Below are 14,794 nucleotides of genomic sequence, written 5' to 3' on the forward strand. Positions count from 1 at the left end.
GGAAAACTGGTGACCCACAACTGCTTCGATGAGGCCCGAAGTTCCATCCGCGACTCTCTCGATGACCCTTGCATAAGGGACGTTTTCATTACGCATAATATGGCATACGTATGCGAAGGTACGGCATGGCTCGCCGCATCGTGCCAGCGTACTTTGTCGGAAAACTGAGAAATTCATTCGATTGCATTAATTTGGCGATCGTCAGGATGGGGTTGCCGGAATCCAGGCTACCTGGCGTGGGAGAAGAAGAAAATGGGACGCAAGCCGACCAACCGACCGACGAGTTTCGACATCGCCTATCGCGCCGGTGTATCCCAGCCCACCGTCAGTCGCGCATTGCGTGGCAGCAAGTCCGTGAGCGCCGCCACACGCGCCCGGATCGAGGAGATCGCCCGCGAACTCAACTACTCGGTCGACAAGAACGCATCCTCGCTGCGCACCCAGCGTTCGAACACGATCGCGCTGCTCTTCTTCGAGGAACAGACCCCCGACGATTCCAAGATCAACCCCTTCTTCCTCTCGATGCTGGGGTCGATCACGCGCCAATGCGCCCATCGCGGCCTCGACCTGCTGATCTCGTTCCAGAAGATGGAGGACGACTGGCACGTGCGCTATCAGGACAGCCACCGTGCCGACGGCCTGATCCTGCTCGGCTACGGCGACTACACCCTCTATGAAAGCCGACTGGAACAACTTGTCGGACAAGGCACGCATTTCGTGCGCTGGGGTTCGGTGGGCGACGACAACATTGGCTCAACCGTGGGATCGGACAATCTCGGCGCAGGCAAGCTTGCGGGCGAACACCTGCTCGGCCTGGGCCGGAACAAGATCGCATTTCTGGGACAGGCGGACGAACACTATCCCGAATTCGCGGATCGCTACCGCGGCCTGTGCATGGCGCTCGAAGCGGCCGGAATAGCGCCTGACCCGGTGCTCAAGCGCAATGTCATCAGCCACGAGGAACTGGGCGGCGAGGCGATGGCCTCGATCATCGCAAGCGGCGTCCCCTTCGATGCCGTCTTCGCCGCCAGCGACCTCATCGCCATCGGCGCGATGAAGGCCCTTGCAGCGGCAGGCCTCTGCGTTCCCGAAGACGTGGCAGTTATGGGCTTCGACGACCTGCCGGCAGCCAGCATGACCAATCCTCCGCTGACTACGGTGATGCAGGACCTGCGCAGCGCGGGGGAACTCCTGGTCGATACGCTGGTGGCCCAGATCGAGGACTCCCCCCCTCCGCCCCGCCAGATCGGCACCCGGCTGATCCCGCGCAAAAGCACGACGGGGTGAGCCTGCCGCCCGCCCCCTACATGCCCATCCGGCAGTCACGCCGTGCATATTAGGCATTCGTATGCATGTTGCCGAGCGCTGCGCCGCATGCCACGCGATTGCTCTTGTGACGCGGCCGCGCCTTGGGGCGATGCATTCCGCGCCGACCTTTGGGGATGATGCCATGGAGATGCCCGTGCAGGGAGACATGCCTGCGGTGAACGAAAAGCCCCGGCTGGGGTTTGCCGGACTGTGGAACATCAGCTTCGGCTTCTTCGGCATCCAGATCGGCTTCGCTCTCCAGAACGCAAACATGAGCCGGGTATTCCAGTCTCTGGGTTCCAGCATCGATGACCTCCCCGCCCTGTGGGTGGCCGCACCGCTTACCGGCCTGCTGGTTCAGCCGATCGTCGGACACATGTCCGACCGCACCTGGCTGGGACGGTTCGGCCGTCGTCGTCCCTACTTCCTCGCCGGAGCGATCCTGGCGACCATCGCTCTCCTGCTCATGCCCGAAAGCGGCGGACTGCTCATGGCGGCGATGCTGCTGTGGATGCTCGATGCCAGCCTCAACATCTCGATGGAACCGTTCCGTGCCTTCGTCGGAGACATGTTGCGCAAGGACCAGCATACTGCCGGCTATGCAGTGCAGACCGCCTTCATCGGCGCAGGCGCGGTGGTGGGATCCTTGTTTCCCTACGTACTCGATCACCTCGGCGTTTCGAATATCGCGCCTGACGGCGGAATCCCCGACACCGTGCGCTTCAGCTTCTGGGCCGGCGGCGCGGCTCTGCTGGCCGCCGTGCTGTGGACCGTGCTCAGCACGCGCGAATATTCACCGGAGGAACAGACCGCCTTTGCCGAAGCGCAGGAAGGTGAATCCACGGCAACGTCACAGGCGCTGGCAGCGCGCAGCCCGCTCGGCGGACTGGTCTGGATTGCCGCAGGCGTACTTGTCGCGCTTGCAGTAAGCGGGTGGGGCCTGGAAAAGGAAGTCTACCTGCTCGCGGCCCTGCTGGCAGCCTACGGCGTCGCGGTTATCGTCGCGATCCGACTGGCGCGTGCCGGTCGTTCCGCCTCCATGCTGGCGGGAATTGTCGGTGACTTCTCGGGCATGCCTCCGATCATGAAGCGCCTCGCACTGGTGCAGTTCTTCAGCTGGTCGGCCCTGTTCATCATGTGGATCAACACGACACCGGTGGTTGCCCAGTATCATTTCGGATCTGCAGACCCTGCAAGCGCGGCCTATCAGGAGGCAGGCAACTGGGTCGGCGTGCTGTTCTCCGTCTATAACGGCGTCGCGGCACTGGCTGCCCTGCTCATCCTGCCTTGGCTTGCAGGTCGTATCGGCAAGGCGCGCACCCACGCCCTGTGCCTGACGGCGGGTGCGGCCGGTTTTGCCGGCTTCATGCTGCTGCGCGATCCCGATGCGCTGGTCCTGTGCGAAATCGGCATCGGCATTGCCTGGGCCTCGATCCTCGCAATGCCTTACGCGATCCTCGCCAGCAGCCTGCCGCAGGCCAAGCTCGGCATATTCATGGGTCTGTTCAACGTCTTCGTGGTTCTGCCCCAGTTGCTGGTGGCCACCGTCATGGGCTCGATCATGAAAGCCTTCTTCCCGGGCGAGCCGATCTGGACGATGGCCTTCGCCGCCGCCACGCTGCTGGTCGCCGCTGCCGGAGCGCTGCGGATCGGCCAGGGAACCTAGCTGCAGCTGTTGGTGCCGCTGGTTCCGGTGACGCCTGGCGTCAGGTTGCGATCGTCCCTGACCACGTAAGCCGCTTCCTGGTGGAACTGGGTGTTCGAGGTGAACATCGTGCCGAACAGCGGCTGATACTGGTAATAGACCTCGGCATACATCACCGCCGATCCGCTGGGTGCGGTGACCGTGTGTCCCGAAGTCCCCATGGCCGTAACCGAGTCCCCCTGCTTGCCGTATGCGGAGTTCTTCGCAAGGCTCCCGCTGCACCGCTGCCAGTGGATGTACTGACCGCCGGTCGCGCCGTTCTTCTCCAGGCTGGAGAGTATAATCCGCCCATTCTTCTCGAAGTCGAAGGCATTGCCTTCGACCAACGCGCCCTTGATGACCGAGGAGATCTGGTCTTCCGTCACCGTTGGCGTGACCGAGCTGTTGTCCGTCTGGCCAAGGCGCGAGGCATTGTCGGCCACCGAGGTCGCGATCTGAGAGACCTGCATGTTGATCGTCGCCATGTAGGCCAGTTCAGTGCCGTAGAGCCCCAGCGTGATCAGGATCGGCAGGATCAGCGCGAATTCGAGGATCGAGACGCCGCGGCGATCCCGGCCGAGACGAGCGATCCGATCCGCCAGAGCGGCGCTGGCAATCATGTGCAGGTCCTCGCCGAAGAACCGTACCGTTCCTGCAGGGCATAAGGCTGGTTCTTTTTCACTGCGGTGGCCGAAAGCGTGCGCGTGTTGTCCATGCTATCGAGGAACGGCAAGGGAAACACCGGTTCGTACGTGACTTTCACCGTGTAGAGCACGACATCGCCCGAACCGCCGTTTCCGTCCTGCCCGATGTCTGCGTCCCACTGGCCATTGCCGTTTTCATCGACGTAGCTTTCGGAATTGTCGCACACCCCGTTGCCGTTGTTGTCGTTCCACGATTCAGGCCGGCTGATATCGGCAAAGTCGTAATAGCTGGTGCGGCTCGTCGTGATCCTTGCGCCGGGCGCGACGCCGGACACCACCTTCTTCACGTAGTCGTCGTCCGCCGAGGTGTCCGCGCCTTCGATCGTGCCCTTGCGCGCAACTTGCTGCACTGCGCCGTGCATCACGGCGGACAGGTAGGCCATGTGACCGATATCCCAGATCCCGACCAGCAGCATGATCAGCACCGGCGATGCCAAGGCGAATTCCACCGCAGTCACGCCGTCGCTCTCGCGGCGGCAGCGACGCAGCATGGTAACCAGGGGACTGCGCACGATCATTCCACGATCCTCAACTCGCCGACCTGCTTGGCGATTTCCTGGAAGGCGGTGTTGAGTTCGGCCGAACTGTTCGCCGTAAAGGAACTGTTGTCCGACGCGCAGGTCTTGAGGTCGTCCGATAACCCGGAAGTGAAGGCGACAACCCAGATTCGGATGCCCTTGTCCTTGATCGCGTTACAGACCGCGAGGAAACGGGAGGTATGGCGGGCAGTATCGTCGCTGTAGCCATCGCTCGTGACCCGGCGATCCCAGTATTCCATGCCCCAGGCCTGCTGGATGTCGTAATTGGGTTCCATCACACCGTCTGTCATGAACACGATGTGGCGTGAAACCTCACCACCATTGGATGGCTCGGTGTTGACGTTGTCCGCGAAGATGCCGTCCGGGGACAGCATTCGACCGCCCCAGATCATGCCGATATCGAGGTAGGTGCTGCCTTCCGCCGACAGTGAATCCGCATAAGAATCGAAGGTGCCTTCGCTCATTCCGGTAAGCAGTTGTGCCTTTGCCGGGCAATAGGATGACGCGGAACGCCCTGAATCCGAAGTAGCAGTCGTGCGATAGCCATATTGGTTGAAGCGCCGGTAGGCCACTTCGGGCCACATCGGAGCCCATTTGGTCGAATCCGCCGAGGACGGTGCCGTGTCGATATCGATATCCAGCGCACCCGAGGGCGAATAGCCGTTCGACGAGGAATAGCTGAAGCTCGACGAAGCGGTCGTACTACGCTCCTCGATGCAGCCGGCCCAGGTGGAGGAGACAGTCGCGCCACTTTCACCTGTATAAGTCGTGACAGGCGAGAACGCCTTGTATTGGCTGGTGGAATAAGAAACCGGCTTGTATTCCCAATAGTAAAAATCCGAGTTTGAAGTCGGCTTTGTTACCACCTGGGCGTTGCTATATGTATCAGACGTAACTTTATCCCGGGTTTCATAATATACCCATATATAGTAGCTATAACCATAGCTCGACCTGGAGCACTGGTAACTCGCCTTTCTCTGCCCCTGTGTCGTCGTCTTGGTTATCGTCAAGCTGGATCCGCTTCCCGATTTACTCGTGCTGGAACTGGGCGAACCATAATCCGAATAGCCCGCATCGTTCGAAGGGACCTGGTATCCGCACTTGTTGTTGGAGTAGCTCGTGTTGCTGAGGAGATACCAGCCTGCGCCAGAGTAATTCTGATAACTCGGCGTACCGGCGCTCTTCGTTGCCGAAGTGTAGTCTATGAAATAGGCCTGCCGCGACTGGTAGGTCCGCGTATCGACAAGATAGCTTGGGTCCTCATCGTAAAGCAGCCGACCGACGTTCACACTGGAGGAATAGGGCACGAAGCCATAGCGGATGCGGGCATTGGTGCCGGACGTCGCATTGGCAAGCGTGTCGTAGAAATTCTTCATCGCGTCGCGCAGCGCCATGATGCGGGTCTGCGAATAGGACAGCGAATTGTTCATCGATCCGGTGGTATCGAGCACCATCATGATGTCGGCATTGCCCACGCCCATCGACGATCCGCAGGTCACCGACAGCGTGAAGTCGTTGTAACCGAAAATGCGCATGATCAGGGTGTCGAGCACGGTCGTGGCCTTGCCGGTCACCGTGTTGGCCTTTTCGTCCGCCGTGACCGTGAAAGCCGTCGAATGGGTTTCCTGGCGACCGTCGTCGAAGTTCGCGGCGAAGAACGCCTTGGCCGCGCTCTGGGAAGCCGCGTCGAAGCCATTGGTCGTGACCGTGCGGCGACCGGCAAGCACGCCCGCATCGCAAGCGGACTGAAGCCTGTTCTCCACCTTGTAGGCGCGGCTGAGGTCGATGCCCGAGCCCACCACCGCAGCGGCCACAAGCATGCCCACCGCGGCAAGGGGCAAGACATTCCCGCCGTTCTCGCGGGCAACCTGTGCCGGCAAGGACATCACATCACGCATCTGTTAACCAGTTCGCTACCGTTCCACATCGGTCCCCGCAGCGTTCACTACATTGCAATCCTTAACATTCCTTGCGAACCGCATGACGGTGGCCCCGCAGTCCACCCGATGCTTTTAAGCAAGCAAGGATGACGCCGCCTGACGCCCCCGCTAAAAGCCGGCACATGACCCGCGAACCCTTTCAGTCGTCCGTCCTCTTCGTCTGCCTCGGCAATATCTGTCGTTCGCCGCTGGCCGAGGCCGCGCTGCGCCATGAAGCACTACAGGCCGGGCTGGAGCTATGCGTCGATTCAGCGGGCACCGGCTCGTGGCACGTCGGCAACCCGCCCGATCCGCGCGCGCAGGCGGAAGCCTTGCGTCACGACATCGACATCTCGACCTACCGCGCCCGGCAGGTCAGCCGCGAAGACTTTGAGCGCTTCGACCATGTCATCGCGCTCGACCGGGCGAATTATGCCGATCTTGAGCGCCTCGCCCCACGCAATCCGCGCGCGCGACTGTCGATGCTCCTCGATCATGTTCCGGGCATGGAAGGCAGCGACGTCGCCGATCCCTATTTCGGCGGTCCGGAGGGTTTTGAGGAAACCTGGCAGGAAGTCGCGCTGGCGGCTCGCCATCTCGTCACCGCACTGCTGGGCGATTCCCGCTAGTCAGCCAACGCACGCATCCAATACTGCATCGCTTTCTCGCTCTCCCGCGCGTCACGATGGTCCTTCCACGCGAATTGCGTGACCAGGCCATCCACGGGAGAATAGCCGCGTTTGCGCCAGAAGCCGTCGAGCGGCACGTAGTCCGGCGGACGATCCGGATGATCGGGCGGGCGAACGACGGCTGCAAACGTGGCCCATGCCGCATTGCACTGCTTCGCCTGCGCTTCGCGATGGTCGAAAAAGGCATGGCCTATCCCCTGCCCGCGATACTCGCGCAGCAGGACGGACTCGCCGAAATAGAAAAGCCGCGAAGAATCGATGCCCCTTCCATCGAAAGGATCGCGAAACTCCGCCTTCTGAGCCGCCATCGGCGAGGCCGTCGCTGCCCCTACGATGCGGTTGCCATCAAATGCAGCGACGAGAATGCCCTCGGGCGCTGCCACGAATTCGCGCAGATAGTCGCCCTCGTAGGCTGGGTCGCCGTCATAAAGATAGGGCCACTCGGCGAAGACCGCGATGCGCAATGCGGCCAGATCGTCGATCGCCTCGAGAATCTGCGCGCCCGTCAGGGCCTTGATGGCTATCGTCATGTCGCTGGCGTGTTCCCTCAGGTCATTGCCATGATCAGCCAGTCTGCCACAAGCGCCGGTCGCACCCGCCCCTCGATCTCGACACTGACCTTGAGGGTCTGGCGATACCGGCCCGGGCCCGTCCCGACAATCTCCGCAACGCTGAAATGACCGCGTACCCGGGCCCCGGACGAAACCGGCTCGAGAAAGCGCACGCGATCAAGCCCATAGTTGAACCCCTTGGTAATCCCTGGAAGCCTGGGCGTCTGCGCGCGTTCCAGAAGGACCGAAAGCAGCGAGAGCGAGAGAAAGCCATGAGCGATGGTGCCTTCCAACCCGACCGACCGCGCCGCATCTTCGTCCACATGCAGGAACGTCCAGTCCTGCGTGACATCGGCAAACCTGGATATCATCGACTGGTCGACGGTCAGCCAGTCGGAAACGTATGTCCTGCCTAGGCTTTGCGCGATCCAGTCTTGCACGGCATCGGCGGTGTTCGTCTTCAATGCTACCGGCTCCCTTCTGGGCCGCGACCTTGCCTCCTTGCGCGGCTGTCCTCAAGTGTGAAGCCGCGCAGTTTGCTTTTGATCGGGCTTGCATTATATGCGCGAAGCGAACGCCCCGGCCCGCGCAGTCGTGAAAGCGACTCCATCGTGCCGGGGTTTGTACTTTTACCGTATCAAGGACGAATCCGATGTCCCGTCGCCGCCAGATCTACGAAGGCAAGGCCAAGATCCTTTATGAGGGCCCCGAGCCCGGCACGCTGATCCAGTACTTCAAGGACGATGCCACTGCGTTCAATGCGCAGAAGAAGGGCACGATCCAGGGCAAGGGCGTGATCAACAACCGCATCAGCGAGTATGTCTTCACGCGCCTCAACCATATCGGCGTTCCCAACCACTTCATCCGCCGCCTCAACATGCGCGAGCAGCTCGTGCGCCAGGTCGAGATCATTCCGATCGAGGTCGTCGTGCGCAACGTGGCCGCTGGTTCGATCTCCAAGCGTCTCGGCATTCCCGAGGGCGAACCGCTGCCCCACACGCTGATCGAGTACTACTACAAGGACGACGCGCTGGGCGATCCGCTGATCGCCGAAGAGCACATCGCGTGCTTCGGCTGGGCCAACAACGAGGAGATGCAGGACATCTCCGCCATGGCCATCCGCGTGAACGATTTCATGTGCGGCATGTTCGCGGCGATCAACATCCGCCTCGTGGACTTCAAGCTCGAGTTCGGACGCATCTGGGACGGCGACTACAGCCGCGTGATCCTCGCCGACGAAATCAGCCCCGACGGCTGCCGCCTGTGGGACATGGCAACCGGCGAAAAGCTGGACAAGGACCGCTTCCGCCGCGACCTCGGCGGTGAGGAAGAAGCCTACCAGGAAGTCGCGCGCCGCCTCGGCCTGCTGCAGGACGATAACGGCCCGAGCGAAGTCTTCGATCTCTCGAAGCACCGCAAGCTGCGCGGCAAGTAACCGGCCACGCGCCTCGATCGGGGCGCTGACAAAGCCTTTCAGGGTCCGGAACGCGGTGGCAATCGCGATCCGGGCCCTTGTTATATGCGCGCCGCTGGGGCAGGTCTGGGCGCGATGAGAGGACTCCTGATTGCGCTTCTCCTGCTCCTGCCGGCCCCGCTGGCAGCCCGGGAGAACACGCCCCCCCGCGACGACACTTCCTGGGCCTTCGAGGCCAGCGACATTCCGCTCGATCCGGACTATCGCTTCGGGCGCCTCGCCAACGGCATGCGTTACGTCGTCCGGCACAATGCCACCCCTGCCGGGACCGGCGTGGTGCGCATGCTGGTCGAAGCCGGCTCGCTCGACGAAAGCGACAGCGAACAGGGCTACGCCCACTTCGTGGAGCACATGGCCTTCAACGGCAGCAAGCGCGTGCCCGAAGGCGAGATGATTCCCCTGCTCGAGCGCGACGGCCTCGCCTTCGGCGCGGACACCAATGCCTCGACCAGCTTCGACCGCACGATCTACAAGCTGGACCTGCCGCGCAGCGATTCCGCCCTGCTCGACACGGCGCTGATGCTCATGCGCCAGACCGCCAGCGAACTGACCATCTCGCAGGGCGCAGTAGAGCGCGAGCGCGGCGTCGTTCTGTCCGAAATGCGCGATCGCAACACCTTCGGTTTTCGCAATGCGGTCGACGGGCTGAAGTTCTTCTACCCCGGCTCGCTCTATGCCAATCGCCTGCCGATCGGCACGGCACAGACACTCAATGCCGCCACGTCCCAAAGCCTGCGCGCCTTCTACCACCGCGAGTATGTGCCTGCGCACGTTACCGTTGTCGTCGTAGGGGATTTCGACATCGACGAGATGGTCGCCGGCATACAGCGCCATTTCGGAGACTGGCAGGCCGAACCGTCCGAGCCGCAGCCCGATGCCGGACCGATTCGGGCGAAAGACAAGAGCCGCACGGAAATCTACGTCGACCCTGCCCTTTCCGAGCGGATAACCGCGCTGCGCAACGGCCCCTGGCTCTACGAACCCGACAGCGTGAAGCAGCGGCAGGAAAACCTGCTGCGCTCGATCGGCTACGACATCGTCAATCGCCGCCTCCAGCGCCTCTCGCGCCAGGCGTCCCCGCCTTTCCGAGGCGCCGGGTTCGGCACCGGCGACGTTTTTGAAACCGCGCGCTCGACGCGCCTCATAGTCGATACCGTCGATGGCAAGTGGCGCGAGGGACTTCAGGCCGCCGTGGCTGAATATCGCCGCGCCCTCGCCTACGGTTTTGCCTCCTCCGAAGTCGCCGAGCAGGTGGTCTCGATCCGCAACACCCTGGTCGATGCCCTGGGCTCGGCCGACACGCGCAGCAACCCCGCGCTCGCCGAGTCCGCGCTGGCGCTCGTCACCGACCGGACAGTGCCCTCCACGCCCAAAACCGTGCTGCAACGCTTCGAGGCCTTTGCTCCGCAGATAACCCCCGAAGCCGTCCTCGCCGCGCTTGAGCGCGAAGCGATCCCGCTCAGGAAACCGCTTTTGCGTTTCGAAGGCCGGATCGCGCCCGAAGGCGGCGGCGAAGCGCTGCGGGAGAGCTGGAAACAGGCGATGAAGGCCCCGGTCGAGCGCAGCGATACCACCGCGCTCAGCGATTTCGGCTACACCGACTTCGGCGCTCCGGGAGAAGTGGTCAGCGACCGGATCGGGCCCGAACTCGGCATCCGCGAGATCCGCTTCGCCAATGGCGTAATGCTCAATCTCAAGCGCACCGACATCGAAAGGGACAAGGTGCGCGTCAGCATCAGCATCGATGGCGGCGACAAGCTCGATACCAGGAGCGACCCGCTGGCGACGGAAATGGTCTCCTATCTCGACGAAGGCGGGCTCGGGAAGCACAGCCGCGACGATCTCGATACGATCTTCGCCGGACGGACTGTCGGCTTCGGCCTCACCAGCGCGGATGCAAGCTTCGACGGACGCTACCAGACCACGCCGCGTGACCTCGAGCTGCAGCTTGACCTCATCGCCGCGCTCATCACCGACCCCGGCTATCGCCCGGAGGGCGCGGTGCAGTACCGCCAACAGGTGAACAACTATTTCGCCCAGCTGCGGGCCACCCCGGCTTCGGCCCTGAGCGCGGACCTCGGCGCGATCCTTTCGGACAAGGATCCGCGCTTCAGCCTGCAGCCGGTCGACGCCTATCGCCACCGCACTTTCGACGAACTCAAGCGCGACATCGGCGACAGACTTGCCCACGGCGCCATCGAACTGGGCATCGTCGGCGACATCGACGAGGACAAGGCTATCGCTCTTGTCGCCCAAACGCTGGGGGCGCTGCCGCCGCGCGAAGCGGCATTCCGCGACTATGCGAACCAGCCGCCGCGCACCTTTACGCCAGATCGGGAACCGCGCGTCCTGCGACACACCGGCGCATCCGACCAGGCATTGCTGCGGTTGACCTTCCCCACCCGCGACGACAGCGACCCGCAGCAGACGCTCGAGCTGGAACTGCTCGAACGGGTCATGCGCATTGAGCTGACCGACGAATTGCGCGAAGCGCTGGGCAAGACCTATTCGCCTTCGGCCAGCAGCAATCTCTCGCGCGAGTGGAAGGGATACGGCACGTTCTCGATCAACGCCTCGGTCGACGTGGCGGATGTCGCGGCGACCCGCAAGGCGATCCAAAAGGTTCTCGCCGCACTAAGCTCAGCACCGGTCAGCGACGACATCCTGACCCGGGCGCGCCAACCGCTCTACGAAGCCTTCCAGAACGCCTTGAAGACAAACACCGGGTGGCTCTCACTGGTCGATCGCGCCCAGTCGGAAAGCGACCGGATCGACCGCTTCGTCAAGGCGCGCGAGCGCCTGATGGCGCTCACCGCCGCCGATGTCGAGGCGACGGCCAAGCGCTACCTCCAACCGGATGCCGGCGTGGAAGTGCTGGTCCTTCCGGAAGGCGTCGATCCGCCCAAGCCCTGATCTGCAACGGAACCGCGCCTGTTGGCTCAGCGCACAGAGGCGGTTCCCAGATAGTCAAGCGCGGGAATGAGCTGGTCGAAGTGATCGATCACCGCATTGGCACCCAGCTCGCGGGGCGGCTTGTCGCAGAAGCCAAAGCTCACCGCGACGCAGGGTAGCCCCGCCGCGGCAGCCGCGCCGGTATCGTAAGTCGTATCGCCGACATAGACAGCGCGCGCCTCCTGCCGCGAGACACCGGCCCGGTCGAGCATCTCGTAGATGAGATCGGGGTTGGGCTTGGCCTTGCCCGGCCCCAGCGTATCGCCGCCGATGACCGTGAAGAAGCGATCCGACAGGCCAAGCTCGTCGAAGATCCGCACGGCGAAGCGCTCAAGCTTGTTGGTCACCACCGCGATCTTCACGCCGCGCGCAGCCAGACCGTCCAGCATTTCGAGTCCGCCCGGGAACAGGCGCGTCTCGACCGCGATATTGGCCTCGTAGAAATCGAGCAGGATGCGGTGCAATTCGTCGAAACGCGCATCGGAAACCGGCTCCCCGGTAACCTCCAGCGCGCGGGCGAGCATCTTCTTCGCTCCGCCGCCGATCAGGTCACGCACTTCGGACGACGGGATCGCCTGCCTGCCCTCCAACGAGATCGCGTGGTTCACTGCCGCTGCCAGATCCCCGTGACTGTCGAGAAGGGTTCCGTCGAGGTCGAACCCGACGATATCGAATGGAAATGTGCTCATCGCGTCCCCAGTTAAGACTTGATGTGGAAACCGCAACATTTTGCTGGCACATGAGCGCCATGGCCGAAGACTCATCCCCCCTCGCCCCGCTCGCGGTCGTTGTCCTTGCCGCCGGCAAGGGCACCCGCATGAAGAGCAACCTGCACAAGGTCCTGCACCCCATTGCGGGCAGGCCGATGCTGGAGCATCTCATGGCCAGCGCGGCCGAACTCTCCCCGCAGCGGCAGGTCGTCGTGGCCGGGCACGGGCTGGAGCAGCTTGAAAAGGCCCTGGGCGAAAGCGTGACTTTCGCAGTGCAGGAGCCGCAGCTGGGCACCGGCCATGCCGTCCAGCAGGCACAGGGCGCTCTGCAGGGCTTCGACGGCGATGTCCTGATCCTTTACGGCGATGTGCCTTTCGTGCGCACCGAAACGATGCGCGCCATGATCGAACGCCTTCACGCAGAGGATTCCCCGGCGGTCGTAGTGCTCGGTTTCGAGCCGGAAGATCCTCTGCAGTACGGCCGGGTGCTCGCCCACGACGATGGCCGCATCGCAATGATGGTCGAGTACAAGGACGCAACCGATGAGCAGCGCGCCTGCCGCCTGTGCAACTCCGGCCTCATGGCGGTGAAGTCGGCGGACCTGTTCGACCTGCTCTCACGCGTGGGCAACGACAATGCGCAAGGCGAGTACTACCTCGTCGACATCGTCAATGTCGCCACGCTCGAGGGCCGCACCTGTGCGGTCATCACCACGGACGATCCGGACGAAGTGGGCGGCATCAACAGCCGCGGCGAACTGGCCGAGGCCGAAGCACGCTGGCAGGCCCGTCGCCGCAAGGACGCCATGGCCGATGGCGTGACGCTTGCCGCGCCGGAAACGGTGTTCTTCGCATGGGATACGCAGCTTGGCCGCGACGTCACGATCGAGCCCAATGTGGTCTTCGGCCCTGGCGTGACGGTCGCCGACGATGTCACCATTCGCGCCTTCTCGCACCTGGAAGGCGCAACGCTGGAAAGCGGGGTCGAGATCGGCCCCTACGCCCGCCTGCGCCCCGGTGCGGTGCTCAAGTCCGGCTCCAAGGTCGGCAACTTCGTCGAGATCAAGAAGGCGGTGCTGGGCGAAGGCGCCAAGGCCAATCACCTCAGCTACCTGGGCGATGCAGAGATCGGCGCGGGCGCAAACATCGGCGCGGGTACGATCACCTGCAACTACGACGGCTACTTCAAGCACAAGACTGTGATCGGCGAGCGCGCCTTCATCGGCTCGAACAGCGCCCTGGTCGCCCCGCTCCAGATCGGCGCGGATGCTATCGTCGCGGCCGGCAGCGCAGTCACGCGCAACGTCGCCCCGGGCGAACTGCGCCTCGTGCGCGGGGAACAGCTGGTCAAGCCCGGCTGGGCAGACCGCTTTCACGATACGATGAAGAAGAAGAAGGCCGAGCAGAAAAAGTAGTTCCGCCCGGCCTCCGGAGCTGAATTACGAACCGATTGCCTTCTGCCGGGCGATATGTCCCAGTTCGATGCTGGCGGCCTTGTTCCCAGGCTCGAATTCCAGCGACTGCCTGAACGAATTCTCGGCCGCTTCGAGGTTGCCGAGCATCATCTGGTTGTAGCCGATCCCCCGCAGCGCCCGCGCGGCAAGGTCGGCGTCAGGCCCAGCCGGGTTCTTGTCGGTCACGTTCCAGGCGCGCAGGAACAGTTCGAGCGAAGTCTTCCAGTCGCGGCGCGACTTGTAGAGTTCGGCATATTCGTTGGCGTAATGCGCATCGAAGGGCGCCAGTTCGGTCGCGCGGCGCAGTTCCGCTTCGGCCAGATCGCCGCGCCCCATGTCGATCAGGGCATAGCCCTTGCCGAAGTGCGCATCGCACACCGCAGCATCGATCAGCACGGGGCTTGTACCCGAAGCACCGGTCGCGGTCGTGATCTTCGAGGCATCACGTTCATCGCGCGCGCAGAAGCGCGGACGCGGATCGCCCAGGTGCCTGCGGTCCGCCGCAGAAATCACCGCGTCGAATTCTGCAATCGCCTTCTTCAGCTTGCCCGCGCGTATGAAGCCGAAGCCTGCCGAAGTGCGCTGCTTGTCCATGACATTGGGCGCAACCACCAGCTGGCTGACTTCGCCCAGATGGCCCGGCGAAACCGATTCGGCACGCGCCGGGAACGACCCTGCAGCCGCACCGACCGCCATGACCATGCACATTCCGGGAATTAAGGCCTTCCAGTGGTTCATGCTTTCATCCTCACCCAAATGCGCCGCGCACCTTTTGGAGGTCGACGAATCCGCTGAAATGCCGCGCACCTT

General features: G+C 63.1%; 13 protein-coding genes. 6 read left to right on the top strand and 7 right to left on the bottom strand.

Annotation, left to right across the window (positions count from 1 at the left end; genetic code table 11):
• Positions 1-252 precede the first annotated feature (252 nt).
• On the top strand, positions 253-1,287 hold the full coding sequence (locus J3474_RS13125; protein WP_207094493.1) for a LacI family DNA-binding transcriptional regulator: 1,035 nt from the start codon (positions 253-255) through the stop codon (positions 1,285-1,287).
• 163 nt (positions 1,288-1,450) lie between these two features.
• Entirely contained in the window at positions 1,451-2,974 is a 1,524-nt protein-coding gene (locus tag J3474_RS13130) for an MFS transporter (RefSeq protein ID WP_376706533.1), read from the top strand.
• Here the strand turns inward: J3474_RS13130 and J3474_RS13135 are convergent.
• The 3 genes from J3474_RS13135 to J3474_RS13145 are packed head-to-tail and all read right to left on the bottom strand — an operon-like array spanning position 2,971 to position 6,121.
• Complete coding sequence (locus J3474_RS13135) at positions 2,971-3,612, bottom strand: TadE/TadG family type IV pilus assembly protein (RefSeq protein WP_207094494.1); 642 nt, start codon at positions 3,610-3,612, stop codon at positions 2,971-2,973. The two genes, J3474_RS13130 and J3474_RS13135, sit on opposite strands and share 4 nt — an antisense overlap.
• The gene (locus J3474_RS13140) at positions 3,609-4,214 is read right to left on the bottom strand and encodes a TadE/TadG family type IV pilus assembly protein (protein ID WP_051010049.1); all 606 of its coding nucleotides are present in this window, start codon (positions 4,212-4,214) and stop codon (positions 3,609-3,611) included. The genes J3474_RS13135 and J3474_RS13140 overlap by 4 nt, the downstream gene beginning before the upstream one ends.
• On the bottom strand, positions 4,211-6,121 hold the full coding sequence (locus J3474_RS13145) for a pilus assembly protein TadG-related protein (RefSeq protein WP_242528396.1): 1,911 nt from the start codon (positions 6,119-6,121) through the stop codon (positions 4,211-4,213). The genes J3474_RS13140 and J3474_RS13145 overlap by 4 nt, the downstream gene beginning before the upstream one ends.
• A gap of 176 nt (positions 6,122-6,297) precedes the next feature.
• Here J3474_RS13145 and J3474_RS13150 point away from each other — a divergent pair, with 176 nt between their 5' ends.
• Positions 6,298-6,783 (top strand): low molecular weight protein-tyrosine-phosphatase, encoded by a 486-nt coding sequence (locus tag J3474_RS13150; RefSeq protein ID WP_013833256.1) that lies wholly within the window; start codon positions 6,298-6,300, stop codon positions 6,781-6,783.
• Here J3474_RS13150 and J3474_RS13155 read toward each other — a convergent pair.
• Together J3474_RS13155 and J3474_RS13160 are read right to left on the bottom strand one after the other, a co-directional pair.
• Positions 6,780-7,373: a GNAT family N-acetyltransferase gene (locus J3474_RS13155; protein WP_013833255.1), complete on the bottom strand. Its 594-nt coding sequence runs from the start codon at positions 7,371-7,373 to the stop codon at positions 6,780-6,782. The two genes, J3474_RS13150 and J3474_RS13155, sit on opposite strands and share 4 nt — an antisense overlap.
• A 17-nt stretch (positions 7,374-7,390) precedes the next feature.
• Complete coding sequence (locus tag J3474_RS13160) at positions 7,391-7,858, bottom strand: MaoC family dehydratase (protein WP_207094496.1); 468 nt, start codon at positions 7,856-7,858, stop codon at positions 7,391-7,393.
• Positions 7,859-8,046: 188 nt separating this feature from the next.
• Between J3474_RS13160 and purC the strand changes: the two genes are divergently transcribed.
• Complete coding sequence (gene purC, locus J3474_RS13165; RefSeq protein WP_007011290.1) at positions 8,047-8,829, top strand: phosphoribosylaminoimidazolesuccinocarboxamide synthase; 783 nt, start codon at positions 8,047-8,049, stop codon at positions 8,827-8,829.
• A 114-nt stretch (positions 8,830-8,943) separates the two neighbouring features.
• The gene (locus J3474_RS13170) at positions 8,944-11,781 is read left to right on the top strand and encodes a pitrilysin family protein (RefSeq protein WP_207094497.1); all 2,838 of its coding nucleotides are present in this window, start codon (positions 8,944-8,946) and stop codon (positions 11,779-11,781) included.
• A gap of 26 nt (positions 11,782-11,807) precedes the next feature.
• Here the strand turns inward: J3474_RS13170 and J3474_RS13175 are convergent, their stop codons facing one another.
• On the bottom strand, positions 11,808-12,509 hold the full coding sequence (locus tag J3474_RS13175; RefSeq protein WP_013833252.1) for an HAD-IA family hydrolase: 702 nt from the start codon (positions 12,507-12,509) through the stop codon (positions 11,808-11,810).
• 50 nt (positions 12,510-12,559) lie between these two features.
• On the opposite strand from J3474_RS13175, the gene glmU reads away from it, so the two are divergent.
• Positions 12,560-13,945: a bifunctional UDP-N-acetylglucosamine diphosphorylase/glucosamine-1-phosphate N-acetyltransferase GlmU gene (gene glmU, locus J3474_RS13180; protein WP_148274994.1), complete on the top strand. Its 1,386-nt coding sequence runs from the start codon at positions 12,560-12,562 to the stop codon at positions 13,943-13,945.
• 24 nt (positions 13,946-13,969) lie between these two features.
• Here glmU and J3474_RS13185 read toward each other — a convergent pair whose 3' ends face one another.
• The gene (locus J3474_RS13185; RefSeq protein ID WP_242528397.1) at positions 13,970-14,722 is read right to left on the bottom strand and encodes a lipopolysaccharide assembly protein LapB; all 753 of its coding nucleotides are present in this window, start codon (positions 14,720-14,722) and stop codon (positions 13,970-13,972) included.
• Between the last annotated feature and the right edge of the window lie 72 nt (positions 14,723-14,794).

Source organism: Novosphingobium sp. PY1 (assembly GCF_017312445.1).
Classification (GTDB): Bacteria; Pseudomonadota; Alphaproteobacteria; order Sphingomonadales; family Sphingomonadaceae; genus Novosphingobium.